This window comes from Bradyrhizobium sp. 197, assembly GCF_023073375.1.
Taxonomy (GTDB): domain Bacteria; phylum Pseudomonadota; class Alphaproteobacteria; order Rhizobiales; family Xanthobacteraceae; genus Bradyrhizobium.
In genome coordinates, this window is the sequence record NZ_JADPJJ010000092.1 from 482554 (window position 1) to 507073 (window position 24520).

Below are 24520 nucleotides of genomic sequence, written 5' to 3' on the forward strand. Positions count from 1 at the left end.
CGCTAACTCTTCGAGGACATCATGAGCACATATAAAGATATCGGCGTCGAGAAGGTCGGGCATGTCGGCACCATCGAGATCCGCAGACCCCCGCTCAACTTCTTCGACATCTCGCTGATCAACCAGATCGCGGATGCGCTCGACGAATTCGATCGCGACATCGAGATCCGCAGCTCGGTGCTGTCCGCGCAAGGCAAGGCGTTCTGCGCCGGCGCCAATTTCAAGGACCCGGCGCGACAGGCGCAGGAGGCGCGCGAAGCCGAGAAAACCGCCAAGGGCGATCCGGCCGACAGCCTCGGCGCGATCAACCATCTCTACATCCAGGCGGTGCGCATCTTCCGCGCCAAGAAACCGATCGTCGCAGCCGTGCAGGGCGCCGCCATCGGCGGCGGGCTCGGGCTCGCGGTGTCCGCGGACTTCCGCGTCACCTGCCCCGAAGCACGCTTCTCCGCGAACTTTACAAAACTCGGCTTCCATCCCGGCTTCGGCCTGACCGTGACGCTGCCCGAGCTGATCGGCAAGAACAACGCCGAGCTGATGTTCTACACCAGCCGCCGCGTCACCGGCCAGGAAGCGGTCAAATGGGGCCTCGCCAACGAGCTGGTGCCGCAGGACCAGGTCAAGGCGGCCGCACTGAAGCTCGCCGGCGAGATCGCCGAATGCTCCCCGCTCGGTCTCGTCTCCACCCGCGCGACGATGCGCGCCGACTTGGCCGACCGCGTCATGGCCGCGACCAATCACGAGCTCGAGGAGCAGACCCGGCTGCGCGCGACGGAGGATTTCAAGGAAGGCGTGAAGGCCACGGAAGAACGGCGCGTGGCGAATTTCAAGGGGCGGTGATTGCGTTCTTCCTTCTCCCCTTGTGGGAGAGGGATTAACCCCGCCCCACCACCAGCGCATCGACGATCGTGACGCCCTGCCCCTCCGGGTGCACGAGCACCGGGTTGAGCTCGATCTCCGCGATTTCCTCTGCATGCCGTGACGCAAGCACGGAGATGTCGGCAATCAGTTGCGACGCCGCCGCGACATCCGCCTTCGCCGCTCCGCGAAAACCATTCAACAACGGCGCGGCCTTCAGGCTCGCCAGCATCGCGCCGGCTTCTTTCGCGCTCACGGGCGCCGGGCGGTAGACGACGTCGCGGAACAGCTCCGTGGTGATACCGCCGAGGCCGACCATCACCATCGGCCCGAAGGTCTTGTCCGTCATCGTGCCGATGATGATCTCGACGCCTTTCTTCGCCATCGGCGCGACCAGCACGCCTTGAATTACGGCATCCGGCCGGTGCTTGCGCGCATTGTTGAGCAGCGCTTCGAACCCAAGAAACACCTCGCCCTTGGTGGTGATGTTGACGCGCACGCCGCCGACCTCGCTCTTGTGCGCAATGTCCGGCGACTGGATTTTCATCACCAGCGGGAAACCGACGCCCGCGATGGCCGCGTCCAACTCGCCCTTCTCTTTCACCAGCACTTCGGCCGGCAGCACAACGCCGGCGGCGCGAAGCAATTCCTTGCTATCGGCCTCGGACAGAACCGGTGAAGTCAGATGCGCCGAGAGATCGCGCGCGGGCAGCTCCGCCCCATCCGCTGGCCTCTGCAGTTTGAAATTGGCGTAGTCGACCAGCTGCCGCATCGCCACACCGACATGAGTCAGACCGGACAGCACAACGACGCCGGATTTGGCAAGCTCGTGCCGGGCGAAGTCCGACGGCACCGTATAGGAGTAAAACACCACGGATTTGTGCTGCGCGGCCAGTACCGGCTTCAGCTCCGCTTCCCTGAAGGGCTTGCGCACCTCGCTCGACAGCGACAGCAAGACCAGAATTGCATCGACCTCGTCGGAAGCAGTCAGCAGATCAACGCTCTTTTGCAAGCCGCCCGACGTCACGCCTTGCGCTGTGACGTCGATCGGATTGCGCGCGGTGCCGTAGGACGGCATCAGCGTCTTGATCTCCGCCTGGATTTTTCCGGAGAGCTCCGGCACTTGCAAGCCTTGCCGCGCCACGGCATCGGCGCCCCAGATGCCGGCACCGCCGGAGACGGTGACCACGGCGACGCGATCGCCTTTCGGCAACGGATTGCTCGCAAGCACCGCTGCGATCGTCAGCGCCTCGTCGAGATCGTTGGAGACGATGAAGCCATATTTGGCAAACACGGCGTCGTAGGCCGCCGACCACCCGGCCATGCTCGCGGTGTGCGAGGCGGCCGCGCGCATCCCGGCGCCAGAGCGGCCGACTTTTGTCACGATGACGGGCTTCTTCAGCTCGGCTGCCCGGCGCGCTGCCGCGAGAAACTTGTCGACGTCGCGAATGCCTTCGATGAACAGCAGGATCACGTCGGTCGCGGCGTCCTGCACCATGTAATCCAAAAATTCACCGGCCCCCAGATCGGATTCGTTGCCCGCACTGACGACATAGCTCACGGCAATGCCGATCGCCTTGGCGCGGTGATAATAGGCAAAGCCGATGCCGCCGCTCTGCGCGACAATGCCGATCCGCTTCGTCGTCGCGACCAGCGGCGCCACACCCGGCTTGACGTCCACGGCGGGACTGAACGTTGCCGCCACACGCTGCATCTGGCTGAAAAAGCCCTCGGCGTTCGGACCGGAAATCCGCATGCCGGTGCGCCCGGCCAGCGCCGCGATCGCGTCCTGCATCGCCGCGCTGTCGCCCCCCTCCTCGGCAAATCCGGAGGAGATGATCACGGCGTTCCTGACCCCGGCGGCGGCGCATTGTTCGAGCGCGGCAAGCACGGCGCGTGCGGGAATGATGATGATTGCGAGATCGATCGGCGCGCCGATCTCCGTGATCGATTTGTAGCAAATGAGCCCGTCGATCTCGGCGTAGTTCGGGTTCACCGGGTAGATTTTTCCGGGATACTCGTTCTTGCGCAACATCGACAACAGCCGGCCCGGAATCTTCTCGTGATCGCGCGAGGCGCCGATCAACGCGATGCTTGCCGGTGCGAAGAAGCTGTCGAGCGGATGCTGCATGTGACGTTCCTTACTCGCCGGTAGCCGTCGCCCTTCGAGGGTCGCCGAAGCGGCGAGCACCTCGGGGTGACGGATAACGATCGGAGGATCAACTGACGCGGAACGTCACCCCGCCGAGCAAAAACTCATCGCCTGCAACCGCAAGCCCCTTTGCCTTGGCCGCATGCAGCACCTGTGCTTTGTCCGCAACCCGAAACTCCAGCGCACTCATGATCTCGCTGGCGCCTTTGACGAAGCGGAAGGTCGCATTGGGCAGCTTCAATTCGGCATCGCCACTCGGCGCAACGCCGATGATCTTGCCCCAATGCTCGGCCAGCCCTGTCGGATCCGGGCTCTGCATCTCCACGCTCGTCAACCCCTGCGTCACGTCCTTGCGGATGAATTTTTGCCAATCCGGCCCCGCCGGCGGATACGGCCCCAGAATGTCGTCGCTGCCCTCGGTGTGGTTGAACTCGATGAAGGCGGCGCGGCAGTCGCGGGGATGGAGCTGCACGCCGTGATAGGGCGCGTGGTCGATGACATTGGCCGTGCGCACGCCAAGCGCGTTGGCGTTACGGCCGCGCTCATCGGGATCGTTGCAGCAGAAGATCGCCATGTAGCCGCCGCGCCCGCCGCTCTTTTCGATGAAGCGACCGGCGGTGGTGCCGTCCTTGAACGGTGCGACGACCTCCAGCAGAATCGTGTCGACCGGAAGCAGCGTGTTCTCCAGGCCGTATTTTGCGACATTGCCGTCGCGATAGCAGACGGCGAGGCCCATGATTTCCGCGATGTCGGAGATGACAGGCGCGAGCTGCGGCGCGACCAGGCAAATCTGCCGCAGCCGCATATAGGGCGCCATCGTCATGCGCCCTTGAAGGTCGGCTTGCGCTTCTCGACGAACGCCTTTGCAGCCTCCTTGTGGTCCTCGGTGTCGCTGCAGCGGGTGTGATGGATCGCCTCGCCGTCGAAGCAATCTTCGAGCGCGAGATGCTCGGCATTGTTGATGTTGCGCTTGATGAAGCCCAGCGCAATGGAAGGGCCCTGCGCCAGCGACAGCGCCAGCTCGTGCGCGGCCATGTCGATCTCGGCGTCGGGGACGACCTTCGTCACCATGCCGATCGCATGAGCCTCCTTCGCGGTCAGGACCGGCGACAGCAAATAGAGCTCGCGCGCCCGCGCACTGCCGAGCAGCTGGGTGAGGAAATAGGTACCGCCGTAATCGCCGGAGAAGCCGACTTTTGCAAAGGCGGTGGTGATCTTGCAGGATTCGGAGACGATGCGGAGGTCACACGACAGCGCCATCGACAGACCCGCGCCGGCCGCGGCGCCATCGAGCTGCGCCACCACGGGTTTCGGCATCTGGTGCAGGATGCGCGACACCTCCATGCCGCGGCGCAGGTTCGCCATCTTCACTTCGAACGGCAGCGGCGCGCGTCCCTCCGCCATCGACTTGACGTCGCCGCCGACGCAGAAGCTGCCGCCCGCGCCTTTGAACAGCACCGCACGCACCTCCGGATCGTCGGCCGCGCGCCGCGCCGCCACGACCAGCCCGGCGACCATGTCCGGGTTGAGCGCGTTCTTCCGCTCGGGCCGGTTCATGGTGATGGTGAGCAGCCCGCCTTCGAGCTTCTGCAGGACCATGTCGTTGCTCATGGAACGTCTCCCTTGTTGTTGTTTGATAGAGCTTTGGCCACACCCGTCATTGCGAGGAGCGAAGCGACGAAGCAATCCAGACCGTCTCTGCGGAAACATCTCTGGATTGCTTCGCCTCGCTCGCAATGACGAGACTTATTTCTTCACCAGCGGGCAGCGCGACTGCTCCAGCGACTGGAACGCCTCGCTGCCGGGCACGGTGGCGAGCAGCTTGTAGTCGTCCCAGCGGCCCTTGGACTCCGACGGCTTCTTGACCTCGAACAGGTACATGTCGTGGATCATGCGGCCATCCTCGCGGATCTTGCCATTTTTGGCGAAGAAGTCGTTGATCGGTGTCTCCTTCATCACCTTGATCACCGTCGCAGCGTCGGTCGTGCCGGCCGCCTTCACCGCTTTCAGATAGTGCGTCACGGAAGAGTAGACGCCGGCTTGCGCCGAGGTCGGCGGCCGCTTCATGCGCTCCTGGAAACGCTTCGAAAACGCACGGGTGTCGTCGTTGAGATCCCAGTAGAAGGCTTCCGCAAGCAACAGGCCCTGCGCGGTCTCGAGCCCGATCGAGTCGATATCGGTCACGAAAGCGAGCAGCGGCGAGACTTTCTGACCGCCCTTGGTGATGCCGAACTCGGCCGCCTGCTTGATGGCGTTGACGGTGTCGCCGCCGGCGTTGGCAAGGCCAATCACCTTGGCCTTGGAGGCCTGGGCCTGAAGCAGGAACGACGAAAAATCCGACGTGTTGAGCGGATGGCGCACGCTGCCAAGCACCTTGCCGCCGGTCTTGGTCACGACGGCGCTGGTGTCCTTCTCCAGATCCTGGCCGAAGGCGTAGTCGGCGGTCAGGAAGAACCAGGTGTCGAGGCCCGACCTCACGGCCGCGAGGCCGGTCACGTTGGCCTGGCCGTAGGTGTCGAACACGTAGTGAATGGTATAGGGACCGCAGGCCTCGTTGCTGAGGCGGATCGAGCCCGGGCCGTTGAACATGATGATCTTGTTGCGCGCTTTCGCGATCTCGCCGGCGGCAAGCGCGGTCGCGGAGGCCGCGACGTCGTAGATCATCTCGACGCCCTGGTTGTCGAGCATATCGCGGGCGATGTTGGCGGAGAGATCGGCCTTGTTCTGATGGTCGGCGGCCAGCACCTGGATCTTGCGGCCGAGCACCTCACCGCCAAAATCCTCCACGGCCATCTTGGCGGCGGTCTCGCTGCCGGGGCCGGTGATGTCGGCATACAGGCTCGACATGTCGAGGATGCCGCCGATCTTCAGCGGCGGCTTGTCCTGGCCCTGCACGGCGCTCGCACTCAGCGCCAACGCGGCGGCAAAAATGCCCGACAAAACATGCTTCATCGAAAAAGACCTCCCTTATCGCGCCGTACTCTGATGGCGGCTTGGTTATTGCTCTCGGTTATTGCTCTTGGCTAAAGCTGTTGCCGCAATCATGCCGCATGCACGAGAGCGCAGCAAGCGAAGGTGCGCTACGGGGGGGCACGATTGGCGCGTACGTTTTCCGCAAAACGGAATGGCCGTGTGCGGCACGCCGTCCTTGTTTCGCTGCGCCCGCAATGACGGAGTGTAACGAAGCCTCTTCGCGATACGCCGCGCTTGAGTTAAGACTGGCGCGCAACGCAACCTCTCCGGGTCACGTGACGCAACGGCTTCACCTCATCGTCGCAATCCTTCTCGTCGCGGGTCACAGCGCATTCGCGAGCCCGTGCCGGTTCAAGTCCCAAGGCGAAGGCCGCGTCGTCGCAATCGATGCGCGCAGCGTCCGTCTCGACGACGGCCGCGACATCCGCCTGAACGGCATTGAGCCGACCGCAACGACGAAGCAGGCGCTGACCGCGCTGCTCGTCGGCCGCGACGTGATTCTGCGCAGCGCTGACGACACGCCCGACCGCTATGGCCGGCAAGGCGCGCTGGTCTTTGTCGGCGAGAGCGACATCTCCGTGCAGGCGGTGCTGCTCGCCCAGGGCGACGCCATCGTCTCCGCCGAGATCACCGACAAGGATTGCGCGACCGCCCTGATGGAATCGGAGGCCGAGGCGCGGCGCCAAAAAAAGGGCAACTGGGCTGACCCGTCGGCCATAAAAAACGCGGAAAGTCCGGACGATATTTTGGCGGAGATCGGGCGTTTTGTGGTGGTCGAGGGCAAAGTCCTGTCGGTCCGGCAAGCTGGGGCAATGACCTACCTCAACTTCGGACGGAACTGGACACGCGGCTTTGCCGTGACTATTTCAAAGCGCATAGTACCGGCATTCGAAAGCGCCGGGATCGCTCTTAAGTCTCTGGAGAATAGACGTATTCGCGTCCGGGGCTGGGTCGAGGGGAATACGGGGCCGCGTATCGATGTACGCCTCGCGGGACAGGTCGAGTTGCTCGGCGCAAGCGAGCCGACAGGGGTAAGGCCCTAAAAGGGCCAGGCACGGGTTAAGCAACGTGAATGGGGTGCTAGAACGGCACGGACGAGGCGAACGCCGCCGCCTGCGGGCAGCGCCGGCCGTGCTATGCCTTGTTCTGGGTTCAGCCCTTGCCGGCTGCGGTGACATGAACCGGTTCCAGACCGCGGCGGCACCGCCGATCGTGGCGATGCCCAAGCCGAAGCCGGCCGTCGCGCAGACCCCCGCCACCGAGAAGGAGCACGAGCGCATCCTGGCGAGCTATGGCGGCACTTACGACGATCCCAGGCTCGAATCGCTCGTGACCAAAACGGTCGACCGGCTGGTCGCGGCGTCCGACCGCCCCGACCAGGGCTATCGGGTCACGATCCTCAATTCCGGTGCGGTGAACGCTTTCGCGCTGCCGAACGGCCAGCTCTATGTCACCCGCGGCCTGCTTGCGCTCGCCAGCGACACCTCGGAATTGTCCTCCGTGCTGAGCCACGAGATGGCGCATGTGCTGTCCAAGCACGCCGCGATGCGCGAGGACCAGGCGCGCCAGGCCGCGATCGTCACCCGCGTCGTCACCGACATGAGCAACGATCCCGATCTCACCGCGCTCGCGCTCGCCAAGACCAAGCTGACCATGGCGAGCTTTTCGCGTAATCAGGAGTTCGAGGCCGACGGCATCGGCGTCGGCATCTCCGCCAAGGCCCATTTCGACCCTTATGGTGCCGCACGTTTTCTCTCGGCGATGGAGCGCAATGCGGAGTTGAAAGTCGGAAAGACCTCGCTCGATCCGCGCGCGCAGGATTTCACCTCATCGCATCCGGCAACGCCGGAGCGCGTGCAGAACGCGCAGACTATCGCGCGGCAGTACTCAGCGCCAGAAGGCGCCGAGCGCGACCGCGAAACCTATCTCGCCGCGATCGATAACCTCGTCTACGGCGAAGACCCCAGCGAAGGTTTTGTCCGCGGCCGGCGCTTCCTGCATCCCAAGCTCGGCTTCACCTTCCAGGCGCCGGACAATTTTACGCTCGACAACACCGCACAGGCCGTGATCGGCGTGCGCGACGGCGGCTCGCAGGCGATGCGTTTCGACGTCGTGCGGGTGCCGGCCGAGCAGTCGCTCGGCGATTACCTGAATTCCGGCTGGATGGAAGGCGTCGAGAAGGCGTCCACCGAGGACATCACCATCAACGGTTTCCCGGCTGCGTCCGCCACCGCCAAGGGCGACCAGTGGCAGTTCAAGGTCTATGCGCTGCGCTTCGGCAGCGACGTCTACCGCTTCATCTTTGCGGCACGGCAGAAGTCGACCGAGAGCGAGCGCAATGCGCGCGAGACCGTCAGTTCATTCCGCCGCCTGACGCTCGACGAGATCCAGGCCGCGCGCCCCCTGCGCATCAAGGTCATCACCGTGCAGCCCGGCGACACCGTGGAATCGCTCTCCCACCGCATGGCCGGCATCGATCACCCGGCCGAACGTTTCCGCGTGCTCAACGGCCTCGATCGCAACGCTCAGGTGAAGGTGCGGGATCGCGTGAAGGTCGTGGCGGATTGAGGCTGTAGTAGGATGGGCAAAGCGAGGCGTGCCCACCATTCTCGACGCGATGTTTGCTTGCGGATGGTGGACACGGCGCTACGCGCCTTTGCCCGCCCTACAAGCCGCTTCAGCCCTAGCCGCCCGCGTCCATGTCTCCGGCCTCGCGCTGGCCGCTGAGCCAGAGCGCGAGCAGGGTCCAGAACGCGCCTGACAGCAGATACGCTCCCGAGGCGATGACGCCGAGATTGGTCGCAAGCAACAGAGCGACCAGCGGCGCGAAACCGGCGCCGAACAGCCAGGCCATGTCCGAGGTCAGCGCCGAGGCCGTGTAGCGATACGCCTGCTTGAAGTTCGAGGCGATCGCGCCCGACGACTGGCCGAACGACAGGCCGAGCAGGATGAAGCCGATCACCATGTAGATGGTCTCGCCGAACGCGCCGGCATCGAGCAGCTGCGGAGCAAAGCCGCTGTAGATCGCGATCGCGATCGCCGATCCCATCAGCAGCGACTTGCGGCCGACGCGGTCGGCGATGACGCCGGAGAGCACGATCGCGCCGACGCCGAACACGGCGGCGACGATCTCGATGATCAGGAAGCGCACCGGGCTTTCGCGGGTGAACAGGAACACCCAGGACAGCGGAAACACCGTAACCATGTGGAACAGCGCAAAGCTCGCCAGCGGCGCGAATGCGCCGAGCATGATGTTCTGGCCTTCGCGCGCCACAGTCTCGGAGATGCGCGAGGGCTGCAATTCGCGGGTCTCGAACAGCGAGGCATATTCTTCCGTCGTCACCATGCGCAGGCGCGCGAACAGCGCCACGACGTTGATGGCGAAGGCGACGAAGAACGGGTAGCGCCAGCCCCAATCGAAGAAATCGTCGGCCGAGAGATTCCCCGCGAAATAGGCGAACAGCGCGCTCGCCACGATAAGCCCGAGCGGCGCGCCAAGCTGCGGCACCATCGCGTACCAGCCGCGCTTTGACGGCGGCGCATTCAGCGCAAGCAGCGAGGCCATCCCGTCCCAGGCGCCGCCCCAGGCCAGACCCTGCGCGATGCGCGCCAGCGCCAGCAGCCAGATCGCCGCAACGCCGATCTCGTGATAGCCGGGCAGGAACGCGATCGCGACGGTGGCGGTGCCGAGCAGGAACAGCGCCGAGATCAGCTTGGCCGTCTTGCCGTATTCGCGGTCGACCGTCATGAAAATGACGGTGCCGATCGGCCGGGCCACGAAGGCCAGCGCGAAGATCATGAAGGAATAGAGGGTGCCGGTCAGTTCGCTCGTGAACGGGAACACCAGGCGCGGAAAGACGATCACCGAGGCGATCGCGAAGACGAAGAAGTCGAAGAATTCCGAGGTGCGGCCGATGATGACGCCGATGGCAATCTCGCCGGGACGGGCCTGGTCGTGGCCGTGCTCGCCCGAGTGGAGGTCTGCCATTGCGGGGGTCTGTGCCGTCGCCATTGGTGCGCCCTTAACGTCCTGAAAACCAAAGCCGACCGCCCGGCGGGGCGCCAGGCGATCCGGTTCTGTTTGGCGCAACATTTCGCACTGCAACATTGGACAAATTGTCCAATGTCCGGATTGCTGCGTCGCAGCTACCCCTTGGTCTCACGAAAGAAACTCATGCTCATAAGGTCGGCCCGTGTCCCGTCTCAAGATCCTGGCGCTGCTACCCCTGGCGGTTGCACTCAGCGGCTGCAACTACGTCGTGCTGGCACCAGCCGGCGATATCGCAGCGCAACAGCGCGACCTCGTCATCATGTCCACCGTCCTGATGCTCCTGATCGTCGTTCCCGTGATGGCGCTGACGGTGCTGTTCGCCTGGCGCTACCGCCAGTCCAACACCGACGCCCGCTACGAGCCCGAATGGGACCACTCGACCAGCCTTGAGCTGGTGATCTGGTCGGCACCGCTTTTGATCATCGTTTGCCTGGGCGCGCTGACCTGGATGGGCACGCATCTGCTCGACCCCTATCGCAACATCGGCCGCATCTCCGCGGAGCGCTCCGTGGACCAAAGCAAGGTCCCTCTCGTGGTCGACGTCGTCGCGCTCGACTGGAAGTGGCTCTTCATCTATCCGGACTACGGCATCGCCACCGTCAATGAGCTCGCGGCGCCGGTCGATCGTCCGATCAATTTCCATATCACCGCGTCTTCGGTGATGAACTCTTTCTACATCCCCGCGCTCGCCGGACAGATCTATGCGATGCCGGGCATGGAGACGTCGCTCCACGCCGTGATCAACCACGCCGGTACGTATAAGGGTTTCTCAGCGAACTATAGCGGCGCCGGTTTCTCCGGCATGCACTTCAACTTCCACGGGCTCGACGACAAGGGCTTCGACGCCTGGATCGCCAGCGCCAAATCCGGCGGCGGCTCGCTCGGCCGCGCCGAATATCTCCAGCTCGAGAAGCCCAGCCAGAACGAGCCGGTGCGGCGCTACGGCACCGTCGATTCCGATCTCTACCGCCTGATCCTCAACATGTGCGTCGAGACCGGCAAGATGTGCCAGAGCGAGATGATGGCGATCGACGCCAAGGGCGGCCTCGGCCATGAGGGTCTGAACAACACGCTGCCGCTGGCCTACGACAAATACGCGCGCCGCGGCACGGCGCTTGGGCCGGAGCCCAGCTTCGTCGCCGGCACCTGCACGCCCGATGCGCCGCAGGGCAAGAGCACCGCCTCGATCACGGCGCCTCTCGATACCGCGCCGCTGCTCGGCGCCGGCCTGAAGCGGCCGACTTTCACGCCGCTGAAGTCCTCGTCCTTCTTCCTCGGACAACGTCCGAAGTCAGATTCGTAAAGAGATCCCGCATGTCTCCTGATCTTCTCAAGCTCATCTTTGGCCGGCTCACCTTCGAATCTCTGCCGCTGCACGAGCCGATCGTCGTCGGCACCTTTGCGGTGGTGGCGACCGGCGGCCTCATCATGTTCGCCGGCCTCACTTATTTCCGCCTCTGGGGCTATCTCTGGAGCGAGTGGTTCACCAGCGTCGACCACAAGCGCATCGGCATCATGTACATGATCCTCGGCATCGTGATGCTGCTGCGCGGCTTCGCCGATGCGCTGATGATGCGGTTGCAGCAGGCGCTCGCCTTTGGCGGCTCGGAGGGCTATCTCAACTCCCATCACTACGACCAGGTCTTCACCGCCCACGGCGTGATCATGATCTTCTTCGTGGCGATGCCGCTGGTCACCGGCCTGATGAACTTCGTCGTGCCGCTCCAGATCGGCGCGCGCGACGTGTCGTTTCCGTTCCTGAACAATTTCAGCTTCTGGATGACGGTCGGCGGCGCGGTGCTGGTGATGGCCTCGCTGTTCATCGGCGAATTCGCCCGCACCGGCTGGCTCGCTTATCCGCCGCTGTCGAACATCGGCTACAGCCCTGACGTCGGCGTCGACTATTACATATGGGGGTTGCAGGTTGCAGGCGTCGGAACGACGCTGTCCGGCATCAACCTGATCTGCACCATCGTCAAGCTGCGCTGCCCCGGCATGACCATGATGCGGATGCCGGTGTTCACCTGGACCGCGCTCTGCACCAACGTCCTGATCGTCGCTTCCTTCCCGGTTCTGACCGTCGTGCTCGCGCTGCTTTCGCTCGACCGCTACGTCGGCACCAACTTCTTCACGAACGATTTCGGCGGCAGCCCGATGATGTACGTGAACCTGATCTGGATCTGGGGTCATCCCGAGGTCTACATCCTGGTTCTCCCCGCCTTCGGCATCTTCTCCGAGGTGACCTCGACCTTCTCCGGCAAGCGGCTGTTCGGCTACACCTCAATGGTCTACGCCACTGTCGTCATCACCATCCTGTCGTACCTGGTCTGGCTGCACCACTTCTTCACGATGGGGTCGGGAGCGAGCGTCAACTCATTCTTCGGCATCACCACGATGATCATCTCGATCCCGACGGGCGCGAAGATGTTCAACTGGCTGTTCACGATGTATCGCGGCCGCATCCGGTTCGAGCTGCCGATGATGTGGACGATCGCGTTCATGCTGACCTTCGTGCTCGGCGGCATGACCGGCGTGCTGCTGGCGGTGCCGCCGGCCGACTTCGTCCTGCACAACAGCCTGTTCCTGATCGCGCATTTCCACAACGTGATCATCGGCGGCGTCGTGTTCGGCGCGTTCGCCGGCATCGGCTACTGGTTCCCGAAGGCGTTCGGCTTCAAGCTGGATCCGTTCTGGGGCAAGCTGTCGTTCTGGTTCTGGGTCACCGGCTTCTATCTCGCCTTCATGCCGCTCTATGTGCTCGGCCTGATGGGCGTGACCCGGCGCTTGCGCGTGTTCGACGATCCCAGCTTGCAGATCTGGTTCATCATCGCCGGCATTGGCGCCTTCCTGGTCTTCCTCGGCATCCTCTCGATGCTGATGCAGTTCGCCGTCAGCTTCCTCAGGCGCGAGCAGCTCAAGGACGTCACCGGCGATCCCTGGGATGCGCGCACGCTGGAATGGGCGACCTCGTCGCCGCCGCCGGCCTATAACTTCGCCTTCACCCCCGTCGTCCACGACAATGACGCGTGGTGGGATATGAAGCGCCGCGGCTACCAGCGTCCGCTCACCGGGTTCAAGCCGATCCACATGCCCAGCAGCACCGGCACCGGCATCATCCTCGCCGGTCTTGCCACCGCGATGGGTTTCGGCCTGATCTGGTACATCTGGTGGCTTGCCGCCGCGAGCTTCGCTGCGATGCTCGTCGTCGGGATCGGCCACACCTTCAACTATCACCGCGACTTCGACATTCCGGCTGACGATGTCATCCGGGCCGAGGACGCGCGCACCAAACTGCTCGCCGGAGCCAAGTAATGACTGTCACTGTCAATCCCGCGCAAACCGGCGAACCGGTCTTCTACCTCGCCGACGAACACCCGCATCCAGAAGGCTACAGCACCTCGCTGGGCTTCTGGATCTATCTGATGAGCGACTGCCTCATCTTCGCGATCCTGTTCGCCACCTTCGGCGTGCTCGGCGGCAATTACGCCGCCGGTCCCGCGCCGAAGGACCTGTTCGAGCTGCCTTTGGTCGCGGTCAACACCTCGATGCTGCTGCTGTCGTCGATCACGTATGGCTTTGCCATGCTGACCATGCAGCAGAACAAGATCGGCCAGACCCAGATGTGGCTGGCCATCACCGGCCTGTTCGGCGCCGCCTTCATCGGCATCGAGCTCTCCGAGTTCGCCCACATGATCCATGAAGGCGCGACGCCGCAGCGCAGCGCCTTCCTGTCCGCCTTCTTCACCCTGGTCGGTACCCACGGCCTGCACGTCACCTGCGGCCTGATCTGGTTGGTGACCCTGATGGTGCAGGTCTGGAAGTTCGGCCTGATCGAGGCCAACCGCCGCCGCCTGATGTGCCTGTCGATGTTCTGGCACTTCCTCGACGTGGTCTGGATCGGCGTCTTCACCTTCGTCTATCTCCTGGGAGTTCTGCGATGAACACCGATACTCACGCTGCCCACGCGGACGATCATCACCAGGGCGACAGCCACGCCCACGGCTCGTTCTCGACCTACATGCTCGGCTTCGTGCTCTCGGTCGTGCTCACCGCGATCCCGTTCTGGCTGGTGATGAGCGGCGCGCTTCCGAGCAAGCAGATCACCGCGCTGGTCATCATGGCCTTCGCGGTCGTGCAGATCGTCGTGCACATGATCTACTTCCTGCACATGAGCCCCAAATCCGAGAACGGCTGGAGCATGATGGCGCTGATCTTCACCATCGTCATGGTGGCGATCGCGCTGTCGGGTTCGCTGTGGGTGATGAACCACCTCAACAGCAACATGATGCCGATCCACCAGATGACTGGAATGAAATGAACGAGACTGGGACTGTGATAAGCAAAGCAGACGGGGCTCGCGGAAAAGCTGCGTGTCCGTCCTTGTGGCTCACGGTCCTCTCGCTCACGGCCTTTGCACTTCTGATCGCGCTCGGCGTCTGGCAGATCGAGCGCCGCGCCTGGAAGCTGGCGCTGATCGATCGCGTCGAGCAGCGCGTTCATGCCCCGGCCCGGCCGATCCCCTCGACCGCGTCATGGCACGCGGTGTCCACCGCAGATGACGAATACAGGCATGTCAGCGTCACCGGCCGCTTGCTGCATGACCGCGAGACGCTGGTTCAGGCCGTCACCGAGGAAGGTCCGGGCTTTTGGGTGCTGACGCCGCTTCAGCGCAGCGACGGCACGATGGTCCTGGTCAACCGCGGCTTCGTGCCGTCCGAGCGGCGCGACGCATCGACACGCCGGGACGGCAATCCGGACGGCCGGCTCGAAATCACCGGCCTCTTGCGCATGACGGAGCCGAACGGCGGATTCCTCAGGAACAACGTGCCTCAACACAATCGCTGGTATTCGCGAGATATCGCCGCGATTGCGGCGGCACGCGGCCTCGACCACGTCGCGCCGTTCTTCATCGATGCCGACGCCGGATCACAATCCGACGTCGGCCCAATCGGCGGATTGACCGTGATCAGCTTTCCCAATAACCACCTGATCTACGCGCTGACGTGGTTTGCCCTGGCTTTCATGCTGGCCGGTAAACTTATCGTCACATTCGGCGGCGGGCTGTTCCGCCGCAAGAAGCCGTGGAGCGGCTTCGTCCACGAAGCGGCCGGCGGCTCCGATGCTGTCGCCCGCAGGACGCGATCAGATGCTGGAACGATCGTCGAGCCAACCTGACGACGGAAGAACGCATAGCGCCGTCACGCTGCAATCGCAGGCGGACGCGCGCAGCGAGCTGATCGGGGCTGCGCCGACCGACGACGAGACCAACCGCAAGAACATGGCGCTGCTGATCCAGCTGCGCTGGACTGCAGTGGTCGGCCAGATCGTGACCATCGGCGGCGCGCATGTCTGGCTCGGCATTCCCCTGCCCCTCACCCGCATGGGCGCGGTGATCGGCGCGCTGGTGTTTCTCAACGTCTCCAGCCTCGTCTGGGTGCGCCATCGCGCCGCGATCACCAACAACGAGTTGCTGGTCGCCTTGATGCTGGACGTCGCCGCGCTGACCGCGCAGCTTTATCTCAGCGGCGGCGCCACCAATCCCTTCACCTCGCTGTTCCTGCTCCAGGTGACGCTGGGCGCGGTGCTGCTCGATGGCCGCTCGACATGGTCGCTGGTCGCGTTGACCTGCGCGAGCTTCGTCTGGCTGACGGTCGCGTACCGGCCGCTCGACTTGCCACCGAACCCGCTGAGCGAGACCTACACGCTCACCGTCGCCGGCATGCTGCTGGGCTTCGTGCTCAACGCCGTGCTGCTCGTGGTGTTCGTCACCCGCATCAACAGGAATTTGCGCCAGCGCGACGCACATCTGGCGGCGCTGCGCCAGCATGCCGCCGAGCAGGATCACATCGTGCGCATGGGCCTGCTCGCCTCCGGCGCGGCGCACGAGCTCGGCACGCCGCTCGCCTCGCTCTCGGTCATCCTCAGCGACTGGCGGCGCATGCCCGACCTCGCCGCCGATCAGGAGCTGGCCGAAGATCTCGCGGAAATGGAGACTTCGCTGCAACGTTGCAAGACCATCGTGACCGGCATCCTGGTGTCGGCCGGCGAGGCCCGCGGCGAAGGCTCGTCTCCGACGACGGTGACGGCCTTCGTCACGGCGCTGGTGGAAGAGTGGCGCGACGCGCGCTCGGCGCACACGCTGTATTTCGTCAACACCTTCGGCGAGGACGTCGCGATCGTGTCCGACATCGCGCTGAAGCAAGTCATCTTCAATGTGCTCGACAACGCCTACGAGGTCTCGCGCGACTGGGTCGAGCTCGTGGCCGAGCGCGAGGGCGATAATCTCGTACTGTCTATCAGCGACCGCGGCGCGGGCTTTGCGCCGGAGATGCTGGCACAGCTCGGAAAACCCTATCAGTCGAGCAAGGGCCGCGCCGGCGGCGGGCTCGGCCTGTTCCTGGTGGTGAACGTCGTGCGCAAGCTCGGCGGCAGCGTGACCGCCGAGAACCACAGGAAGCGCGGCGCCACCGTCCGCCTCACGCTGCCGCTCGCAACGCTCGCGATCGGAGGCAGCTTTGACGCCTGACCGCTCGCTCATCGTCGTCGAAGACGATGCCGGGTTCGCGCGCACGCTGAAGCGTTCGTTCGAGCGCCGCGGCTACGAGGTCGTGCTCGCCGCCTCGATCGAGGACGTGCGGAAAGCTCTGGAGCAACGATCGTTCGGCTATGCCGTCGTCGACCTCAAGCTCGGCGGTGCCTCGGGCCTCGCCTGCGTCGAGCTTTTGCATACGCACGACCCGGAGATGCTGATCGTGGTGCTGACAGGCTTCGCCAGCATCTCCACCGCCGTCGAGGCCATCAAGCTCGGCGCATGCCACTATCTGGCAAAGCCGTCGAACACCGACGACATCGAAGCCGCCTTCAGCAAGGCCGAAGGCAATGCCGAGGTCGCACTCGACGCGCGGCCGACATCGATCAAGACACTCGAATGGGAGCGCATCCACCAGACCCTGATCGAGACCGACTTTAATATTTCGGAAGCGGCGAGAAGGCTGGGGATGCACCGGCGCACGCTGGCACGAAAGCTAGAGAAGCGGCCGGTGAAGTGAGCCAGCGCCCCGACCAGTGCGAACCTAGGGTGGGTTAGCGTCGCGTAACCCACCTCTTTGTTTTTCGCGTGGAAAGAGAAGCGGTCGGTTACGCCTAGCGGACTGCGCAACGCGCAGCCGCGGGGATAACCCACCCTACGAAACCACGAACTCCGAACAAAAAGCCCGGCCAAACGGCCGGGCTTTTGAACTGTTGCGATGAACGCGAGACGCTACGCCGCCTCGTCGGCGACCGTGGTGCCGCCGCCGCCCTCGGTCTCGTCGCTTTCGCCCTCGGCGTCCGTATCGGCCTCGCCTTCGGCGGCTTCCGACTTGGCGCCGGTGCGGCGCGGGCTCTTGGCGAGCTGGGCCTCGATCTCCTTGACCGCTTCGGTCTCGGTCGAGTGCTGCACCACCGCGATCTCGCGGGACAGACGGTCGAGCGCTGCTTCATAGAGCTGGCGTTCGCTGTAGGACTGCTCGGGCTGCGACTCGGAACGGTAGAGGTCGCGCACGACTTCCGCGATCGCGACGATGTCGCCCGAATTGATCTTGGCTTCGTATTCCTGGGCGCGGCGCGACCACATGGTGCGCTTGACGCGGGCACGGCCCTTGAGTGTCTCGAGCGCACGCTTCACCAGCGCAGGATCGGACAGCTTGCGCATGCCGACATTGGCGACCTTGGCGGTCGGCACGCGCAGCGTCATCTTGTCCTTGATGAAGTTGATGACGAACAGCTCGAGCTTCGCGCCGGCGATCTCCTGCTCCTCGATGGCCAGGATCTGGCCGACGCCGTGAGCGGGATAGACGACGAATTCGTTGGCCTTGAAACCCTGACGCTGGGTCACGACCTTCTTTTCCTCGACCTTCGGCGCAACAGCCGCGGGCTTCACGACCGGCTTGGCGGCAGCGACAGGGGCGGCCTTGGCAGGAGCAGCAGCAACCTTCGCCGAGGCCGGCTTGGCAGCGGGAGCCTTGGCAACAGCAGGTTTGGTAGCAGGCTTGGCAACAGGGGGCTTGGCAGCAACAGGCTTGGCCACGGTCGCTTTCGCGGCCGGCTTGGCGGTCTTGTTAGGCATTGCGCTTCTTTTGTTCTTCGAGGACTTTGCAGCCGGCGCCTTCGTCGCGGTCCGACCCTTGGATGCGCTACGGCTGGCCGCGGCGACTTTCTTGGCCACCTTATGGGAAGCCTTCGCAGAAGTACTCTTTTTACGCGTTTTCTGTGACACAGCCTGTGCGCGGAAACTGCCACGCCCCTGTTCGACATCTGGTTTCACGGGAACCCAACGGGGCCGACGGGGCTGACGAAGGGTTCGGTTTAATGTGCCCAATATAGCACATTTCCCGCAAAAATCAATGATTTAGGGGTCTTGAGGGCTGGTTTTCGGCGGTAGCGCCGCTATTAGGGTTAAGTTTGGGCCCGAATTAGTCGCCGGAGCCTGGGTTCGGAGAAAAATACTTGTCGAACTTGCCCTCCACGCCGTCGAATTCCTTGGCGTCGGCAGGTGATTCTTTCTTCTGGGTGATGTTCGGCCAGCTCTTGGCGTAGTCGGCGTTGACTGTGAGCCACTTTTCCAGGCCCGGTTCCGTGTCCGGCTTGATGGCGTCGGCGGGGCATTCCGGCTCGCACACGCCGCAGTCGATGCACTCGTCAGGATGGATGACGAGCATGTTCTCGCCCTCGTAGAAACAGTCGACCGGGCAGACCTCGACGCAGTCGGTGTACTTGCACTTGATGCAGTCTTCAGTGACGACGTAAGTCATCCAACGCTCCGAAAAGCTCTTTTAAAACTCGCGGCTTGCGTAGCGCGGATGGCCCGGCGCTGCAAGGTCGGCAACGGCCGATCATGACGGCTTTATGTGTCCGATCGACCAAGAAATGAATTCAAAGCGCAATTAATTGCGCTGAGAATTTGGATTGCCGTCACTGAACTCTTCGTAGAGCACACGGGCCGATGCGGCATCGCCGCGGCGCTCGTTGAAGGCTGCGACTTTCAAGACGCGCACGGTGCGATCGAGCGCGACGGTGAGCACGTCGCCGATCTTGACCGCATGCCCCGGCGATTTTTCGCGCACGCCGTTGACGCGGACATGGCCGGACTCGACGAGTTCAGCAGCCGAGGTCCGCGCCTTCACCACCCGCGCATGCCACAGCCATTTGTCGATGCGCTGCCGCTCGGTCGTGACTCTATTCCTTCTGACGCGTTTTCTTCACGCGAACCGCTCCGCACTTCGCTTGAAAACGCAGTGCTACTCCTTACGCCCGGACAGCTGCTCTTTCAGCGCGGCGAGCTTTGCGAACGGCGAGTTCGGATCGGCAGGACGATCGCGCTCGCGCGGGGTGGCGCTCGAGGCGTAGGGACGCAGCGACGGGCCGCCCTGGCGGTCGCGGCCCTTGTCGCGGTCGCGGCCGCGGTTGTCACGGCCCTTGTCGCGATCGCCGCCGAACTTGCCCTTGTTGCGATCGCGATCCTTGTTGTCGCGGTCCTTGCCTTGATCTCGACCTTGGAAGCTGCGGTTCTTGTCGCCGCGCCCCTGTCCCTCCGGACGCGGCGCAGCTTCGCCACCGCCTTCGCGCGGCTTGCGGAAGTCTCTGCCGCCATCGCGACCAGAATCTCGGCGATGACCGCCGCCATGGCGATGACGTTCGCCGCGCTTCTCGCCGTCGGCGGCCTGCGCCGCTTCGCCTTCGGCAGGCGCGGCACCTGCTTCAGCACCGGCCTGCGGACGCGGCTGATTGTGGTGGCGCTGGTTACGATGGCGCTCGTGGCGCGGCTTACGATCGTCGTGACGGCCGCCGGGACGCCAGACTTCGATGAGCTCGGGCTCGCTGGGCGTGGCTGCGGCCTCCACAGGCGCAGCGGCATCGGCCGACGCAGCGGCTTCGGTTGCAGCAGTTTCGGCGGGAGCAGCTTCAGCAGCCTCAATGGGTGCAGCAACGTCTTCCACAGGCGGCGCGATGCCGGGAGCGTCTTCCGGCGTGACGGGGGTTTCAGGGGAAGCTTCGAGAGCCGGTTCTTCGTGCGCGGGCTCGTCGTGCTGCTCCATGCCGGGCGCGTCTTCGACGGTCACAGGCTCGGCGGCGGCTTCGATCACGGCATCCGCAGACACGGCAGCGTCCTCGACCGGCGTTTCCGTCTCGGGCGTCTCGGCCGGAGCTTCGGTGCTTGCTTCAGCAGCCGGGGTCTCCACGACAACCGGCTTTGCCGGCAGCGGCGGGCGCTTATCCATGCGGTAGCCGAGCGCGCGCAGCACGGACGCAAAGTCCTCGCCGGCCGAGCCGGTGAGCGAGGTCATCGCCTGCGTCACGACAAAACTGCGGCCGTCGAACGCGCCGGCGGGCTTCTCGCCCGACGCGTTCTCGCGCCAGGCCAGCGCCGGGCGGATCAGATCGGCAAGGCGCTCCAGGATATCGACGCGCACGGCGCGCTCGCCGGCCTGCTTGTAGCCGAGCACGCGATAGGCATCGCGCGGCAGCTGCTTGTCGACCGGGAACGAGGTGCGGCCCGAGCTCGCCAGATGCTGCGCGCCCGACAGCGCGGAGGGATCGACATTGTCCTGCTTCAGCGCCCAGAGCAGGGCGGCCAGCGCACGCCCGGCCGGCTTCAGCAGGCCGGGGAAATAGATGTGATAGGCGCCGAAGCGGACGCCATATTTGCGCAGCACGGCGCGCGAGGGCTGGTCGAGGTCCTTCAGCTCGTTGGCGATCTTCTGGCGCTCCAGCACGCCGAGCGCCTCGACGAGCTGGTAGGCGATGCCGCGGGCGATGCCGGTGACGTCCTCGGCCTTCGACAGCTCGAACATCGGCCCGAGCAGCTTTTCGATGTGCGTCTTGAGCCAGAGGTCGAGCCGGGCCTGCACCTTGTCGCGGGGGCCGCCGGTCAGGCGTTCGTCGGAGATGATGCGGATGCGCGGATGCAGCGCGTCCTCTGCGGCAGACAGCCGCGCCACGGCGTCGCCGGTCCAGCGGATCATGCCTTCCGAGGTCAGCACGAACTGCTCGTCGGGCGCGTTGCCCAGCTTTTCGGCGCGCGCGTTGATCTCGCCGGCGAGCACGGCCTGCGCTGCAGCCTGCAACGCTTTCGCATCGGAGCCGGCTTCCGCCGCATCCGGTGCAAAGGTGAAGCCATCGAGGCGGCCGATGACATGGCCTTCGACGATGACTTCGCCGGTCTTGCCGATTTCAGTATTCAAGCTCGTGTTCTCCCGCAGGCGGCGCATCAATACACTGGTCCGGCGATCAACGAAACGCTCAGTCAAGCGTTCATGGAGCGCATCCGATAATTTATTTTCGACCTCGCGGGCGATTCCCTGCCAGCGTTCGGGGTCTTTCAGCCAGTCCGGGCGGTTGGCGACGAAGGTCCAGGTGCGAATCTGCGCGATCCGGGCCGAGAGCGTGTCGATATCGCCGTCGACGCGGTCGGCCTGGTCGATCTGGGTCCTGAACCAGGAATCGGGGATGCATCCCTTCTGCATCAGGAAGCCGTACAGCGTGGTGACCAGCTCGGCATGGGCGGCCGGCGACAATTTTCGGTAGTCCGGGATCTGGCAGGCCTCCCACAGCCGTTCCACGGCCTCCTTGCCATGCGCGACATCGCGCACCTCGGCGTCGCGGGCGGCATGGTCGAGCACGCGCATGTCCTCGGCGATCGGCGCGCGCGTCAGCGCCTCATGGCCCGGGCCCAGGTTCAGGGACACCTGGAGCGCGCCGAGCGAGGCAAAATCCAGCTTCGAATTGCGCCATTGCAAAACCTTGACCGGGTCGAAGGTGTGGTTCTGGAGCGCGTTCACCAGCTCGGGCTCGAACGGCCCGCAGCGGCCGGTGGTGCCGAAAGTGCCGTTGCGGGTGGCGCGGCCGGCACGGCCGGCGATCTGGGCGAATTCGGACGGCGTCAGGCGGCGGAACTGGTAGCCGTCGAACTTGCGGTCGGAGGCGAAGGCGACGTGGTCGACGTCGAGATTGAGGCCCATGCCGACGGCGTCGGTGGCGACGAGATAATCGACCTCGCCGTTCTGGAACATCGCCACCTGCGCGTTGCGGGTGCGCGGCGACAGCGATCCCAGCACCACGGCGGCGCCGCCATGCTGACGGCGGATCAGCTCGGCGATGGCGTAGACCTCGTCGGCCGAGAAGGCGACGATGGCGGTGCGGCGCGGCTGGCGCGTGATCTTGCGGTCGCCGGCGAATTCCAGCTGCGACAGGCGCGGCCGCGTGATCATGGAGACGCCCGGCAGCAGCCGCTCGATGATCGGGCGCATCGTCGCGGCGCCCAGCAGCAGCGTCTCGTCGCGGCCGCGGCGGTTGAGGATGCGGTCGGTGAAGACGTGGCCGCGCTCGAGATCAGAGGCGATCTGCACCTCGTCGACAGCGAGGAACGAGACGTCGAGATCCCGCGGCATCGCCTCGACGGTGGAGACCCAGTAGCGCGGCGATTTCGGCTTGATCTTCTCCTCGCCGGTCACAAGCGCGACGGCATCGGGGCCGACCCGCGCGGCGATCTTGTTGTAGACCTCGCGCGCGAGCAGGCGCAGCGGCAGCCCGATCATGCCCGAGGGATGCGCGAGCATCCGCTCGATGGCGAGATGGGTCTTGCCGGTGTTGGTCGGCCCGAGCACCGCAGTGACGCCGGCGCCGGGAAGCCGCTCGGAAGCGAAGGGGGAGGAGGAAAAGGGCATCTCAGAGATTAGGTAATGGCGATTGGGGCGAATGTCAGTGCTGTTTTGGGGCGGGCCGGAGGCTGGGCCTTGCTCCTCATCCTGAGGAGCGCGTCAGCGCGTCTCGAAGGATGAAGGCCCCGGATGGTGCCGGGCCCCTCGCCCTTCGAGACGGCCGCTTACGCGGCCTCCTCAGGGTGAGGGGATCAAGCAGCGGAGAATATGGTGACGCTCCCCAAATCCCGCGCAACTGTCTCACTTTGCGACGCTTTTCCCTGTGTCTTTAAGCTTCGGAACGAGTTGAGAACGAATCGCGGCCGAATCGCAGACCCCCCGTGAGTCCTGTTCCGTTCACGCAACATGTCGCGGGAGACTTATTGACTGCGCACTAGATGGAGTTTCGGGCTGCCGCACAAGCGACGTTTCGGTGGCGCGTTCCTTAAAATTGGGGATGACGCGGAGTCGAATCAGAATCGACGAGGAGTCAAATGGATTCCCTGCTTAAGCCCCCCTTCCAAAACAAAACCGCGAAAACAACCCCATGCACAGTAGGCAAATCATTGAAATAACTTGTGTTTGTTTTCGTCAAAAAGGGCGGGGCGCCAAGCCTATTGCGTCTTCGCGACCCGCGGCGGCTGGGCTGATGTGATGAAGCTGGTGGCTTCCAGCATCGCCGGCCCGAGCGGCGTCGGCACTTTCAGCCAGAACGGGACCAGGACGCGCGTGCCCGCCACCGGCGCGAAGGCGATCTCGATGTTGCGCTGGGCGGCGAGGTATTTGATCACGGGGCGGTCGGGGATGTAGCCGGCCACGGGCACGAAGAACAGCGAGCAGACCACGACCAGGCCGTGATAGCCCTTCTCCGCCTTCACGGTCTCCATGCGCTTGAAATCGAGCTTGAGCTCGTAGCGCATGCGGCCGTCGAACACGGCGGCGCTGCCGTGGCAGGCGTCCGGCGACAGCACGTCGCCGGTGCCGGGCACGCGCACCAGCGAGGCCGTCATCGGGTCCCAGACGCCACGGCGATGCGCATCGGTGACGACGATGCGGTCTGCATCGACCGGGGGCTCCGGTACGATGGCAAAATCCTTCACATTGCCCTTGTCGAGCGTGATGCGGATTTCCTCGGTCTTTTTCGAGGTGGTGGTGGAGGCCTGGTAGCCGGTCGCGACCAGCGCGCCGTTGACCACCCGCCCCTGGCTGGCGCCGGTGCCGGACCCGCCCGCGAACGACTTCAGCAGCCCTGTGGTGCCGCCCGAGGCGGCTGCGGCGAACACGTCGTCTCCGATATCGATGTTCCAGGCGCCTCGGCCGACGGGAATGCCGGCCAGCGAGGCCTCATATTGCGCCTCGAGCTTGCCTTGCGCCGCCGCGGGCTCCGCCGCCCACGCCAGAACCAGCCCGCACAGGGCCGCCATGGCCAGCCGGCCGGCGGAGCGCGGATCGTTTGCGCGCCGCTCCGTTGAGCGCAGGCCGGGCGCATGATGAGGCGTTGTGAGCACGAAACAATCCAATCGGAGCGCGAACGGTTGTTACTTAAGCCAAATACCACGGCAAGCAATGTGTCCGGGCATGTCCGCTTCCGAACTCCACTGAACTCTTCGGGTGCGAATACGCCCTTTATGTGATGGTAAGGGGTTTGAAACACTGCCGTTTTGGTGATCGGGGGATCGCTCCGGGCTCCAGTACCTCTCCCGCTTGCGGGAGAGGTCGCGCGAAGCGCGGGTGAGGGTTTTCTCCTCTCGGAGACACTGCCTGTGATAACGAGTGCCCCTCCGCGGAGGCACCCCCACCCCGGCGGCT

20 protein-coding genes are annotated in these 24520 nt (G+C 64.5%); 10 read left to right on the forward strand and 10 right to left on the reverse strand.

Annotated elements, in window-relative coordinates:
- Positions 1–21 precede the first annotated feature (21 nt).
- On the forward strand, positions 22–840 hold the full coding sequence (locus IVB27_RS22820; RefSeq protein WP_247348555.1) for an enoyl-CoA hydratase/isomerase family protein: 819 nt from the start codon (positions 22–24) through the stop codon (positions 838–840).
- A 34-nt stretch (positions 841–874) separates the two neighbouring features.
- On the opposite strand, the gene IVB27_RS22825 is transcribed toward IVB27_RS22820, so the two are convergent.
- From IVB27_RS22825 to IVB27_RS22840, 4 genes are all read right to left on the reverse strand, one after another.
- On the reverse strand, positions 875–2989 hold the full coding sequence (locus IVB27_RS22825; RefSeq protein WP_247445444.1) for an acetate--CoA ligase family protein: 2115 nt from the start codon (positions 2987–2989) through the stop codon (positions 875–877).
- Between the two features lie 88 nt (positions 2990–3077).
- Entirely contained in the window at positions 3078–3827 is a 750-nt protein-coding gene (locus tag IVB27_RS22830; RefSeq protein ID WP_247445475.1) for a VOC family protein, read from the reverse strand.
- Between the two features lie 2 nt (positions 3828–3829).
- Positions 3830–4621, reverse strand: coding sequence for an enoyl-CoA hydratase (locus tag IVB27_RS22835; protein ID WP_247445445.1), 792 nt, complete (start codon positions 4619–4621; stop codon positions 3830–3832).
- A 135-nt stretch (positions 4622–4756) separates the two neighbouring features.
- Positions 4757–5962, reverse strand: a complete 1206-nt coding sequence (locus IVB27_RS22840; protein WP_247445446.1) for an ABC transporter substrate-binding protein — start codon at positions 5960–5962, stop codon at positions 4757–4759.
- 215 nt (positions 5963–6177) lie between these two features.
- Here IVB27_RS22840 and IVB27_RS22845 point away from each other — a divergent pair, with 215 nt between their 5' ends.
- On the forward strand, positions 6178–7026 hold the full coding sequence (locus IVB27_RS22845; RefSeq protein WP_247445476.1) for a thermonuclease family protein: 849 nt from the start codon (positions 6178–6180) through the stop codon (positions 7024–7026).
- A 133-nt stretch (positions 7027–7159) separates the two neighbouring features.
- Positions 7160–8551: a M48 family metalloprotease gene (locus IVB27_RS22850; protein ID WP_247445447.1), complete on the forward strand. Its 1392-nt coding sequence runs from the start codon at positions 7160–7162 to the stop codon at positions 8549–8551.
- A 115-nt stretch (positions 8552–8666) separates the two neighbouring features.
- On the opposite strand, the gene IVB27_RS22855 is transcribed toward IVB27_RS22850, so the two are convergent.
- Positions 8667–9995: an MFS transporter gene (locus IVB27_RS22855; protein WP_247348539.1), complete on the reverse strand. Its 1329-nt coding sequence runs from the start codon at positions 9993–9995 to the stop codon at positions 8667–8669.
- A 181-nt stretch (positions 9996–10176) separates the two neighbouring features.
- On the opposite strand from IVB27_RS22855, the gene cyoA reads away from it, so the two are divergent.
- The 7 genes from cyoA to IVB27_RS22890 are packed head-to-tail and all read left to right on the forward strand — an operon-like array spanning position 10177 to position 17083.
- Positions 10177–11337, forward strand: coding sequence for a ubiquinol oxidase subunit II (gene cyoA / locus IVB27_RS22860; protein ID WP_247445448.1), 1161 nt, complete (start codon positions 10177–10179; stop codon positions 11335–11337).
- A gap of 11 nt (positions 11338–11348) precedes the next feature.
- Positions 11349–13346: a cytochrome o ubiquinol oxidase subunit I gene (cyoB, locus tag IVB27_RS22865; RefSeq protein WP_247445449.1), complete on the forward strand. Its 1998-nt coding sequence runs from the start codon at positions 11349–11351 to the stop codon at positions 13344–13346.
- Positions 13346–13975 carry a cytochrome o ubiquinol oxidase subunit III gene (cyoC, locus tag IVB27_RS22870; protein WP_247348530.1) on the forward strand — a complete coding sequence of 210 codons (630 nt, stop codon included), beginning with the start codon at positions 13346–13348 and terminating at the stop codon, positions 13973–13975. Before cyoB ends, cyoC begins: the two co-directional genes overlap by 1 nt.
- Positions 13972–14352, forward strand: a complete 381-nt coding sequence (cyoD, locus tag IVB27_RS22875; RefSeq protein ID WP_247445450.1) for a cytochrome o ubiquinol oxidase subunit IV — start codon at positions 13972–13974, stop codon at positions 14350–14352. The genes cyoC and cyoD overlap by 4 nt, the downstream gene beginning before the upstream one ends.
- A complete protein-coding gene (locus tag IVB27_RS22880; protein WP_247445451.1) occupies positions 14349–15209 on the forward strand; it encodes an SURF1 family protein in 861 nt (286 codons plus the stop codon). The genes cyoD and IVB27_RS22880 overlap by 4 nt, the downstream gene beginning before the upstream one ends.
- A complete protein-coding gene (locus IVB27_RS22885) occupies positions 15181–16560 on the forward strand; it encodes an ATP-binding protein (protein ID WP_247445452.1) in 1380 nt (459 codons plus the stop codon). The genes IVB27_RS22880 and IVB27_RS22885 overlap by 29 nt, the downstream gene beginning before the upstream one ends.
- Complete coding sequence (locus tag IVB27_RS22890) at positions 16550–17083, forward strand: response regulator transcription factor (RefSeq protein WP_247348518.1); 534 nt, start codon at positions 16550–16552, stop codon at positions 17081–17083. The genes IVB27_RS22885 and IVB27_RS22890 overlap by 11 nt, the downstream gene beginning before the upstream one ends.
- A 212-nt stretch (positions 17084–17295) precedes the next feature.
- Here the strand turns inward: IVB27_RS22890 and IVB27_RS22895 are convergent, their stop codons facing one another.
- The 5 genes from IVB27_RS22895 to IVB27_RS22915 all read right to left on the reverse strand — a co-directional run bounded on the left by IVB27_RS22895 (position 17296) and on the right by IVB27_RS22915 (position 24135).
- Positions 17296–18141: a CarD family transcriptional regulator gene (locus IVB27_RS22895; RefSeq protein WP_247445453.1), complete on the reverse strand. Its 846-nt coding sequence runs from the start codon at positions 18139–18141 to the stop codon at positions 17296–17298.
- Between the two features lie 346 nt (positions 18142–18487).
- Positions 18488–18826 (reverse strand): ferredoxin FdxA, encoded by a 339-nt coding sequence (gene fdxA, locus IVB27_RS22900; RefSeq protein WP_247348513.1) that lies wholly within the window; start codon positions 18824–18826, stop codon positions 18488–18490.
- A gap of 132 nt (positions 18827–18958) precedes the next feature.
- Positions 18959–19228 (reverse strand): RNA-binding S4 domain-containing protein, encoded by a 270-nt coding sequence (locus tag IVB27_RS22905; protein WP_345946907.1) that lies wholly within the window; start codon positions 19226–19228, stop codon positions 18959–18961.
- Between the two features lie 84 nt (positions 19229–19312).
- A complete protein-coding gene (locus IVB27_RS22910) occupies positions 19313–22738 on the reverse strand; it encodes a helicase-related protein (protein ID WP_247445455.1) in 3426 nt (1141 codons plus the stop codon).
- Positions 22739–23325: 587 nt separating this feature from the next.
- Positions 23326–24135, reverse strand: a complete 810-nt coding sequence (locus IVB27_RS22915; RefSeq protein WP_247445477.1) for a DUF3108 domain-containing protein — start codon at positions 24133–24135, stop codon at positions 23326–23328.
- Between the last annotated feature and the right edge of the window lie 385 nt (positions 24136–24520).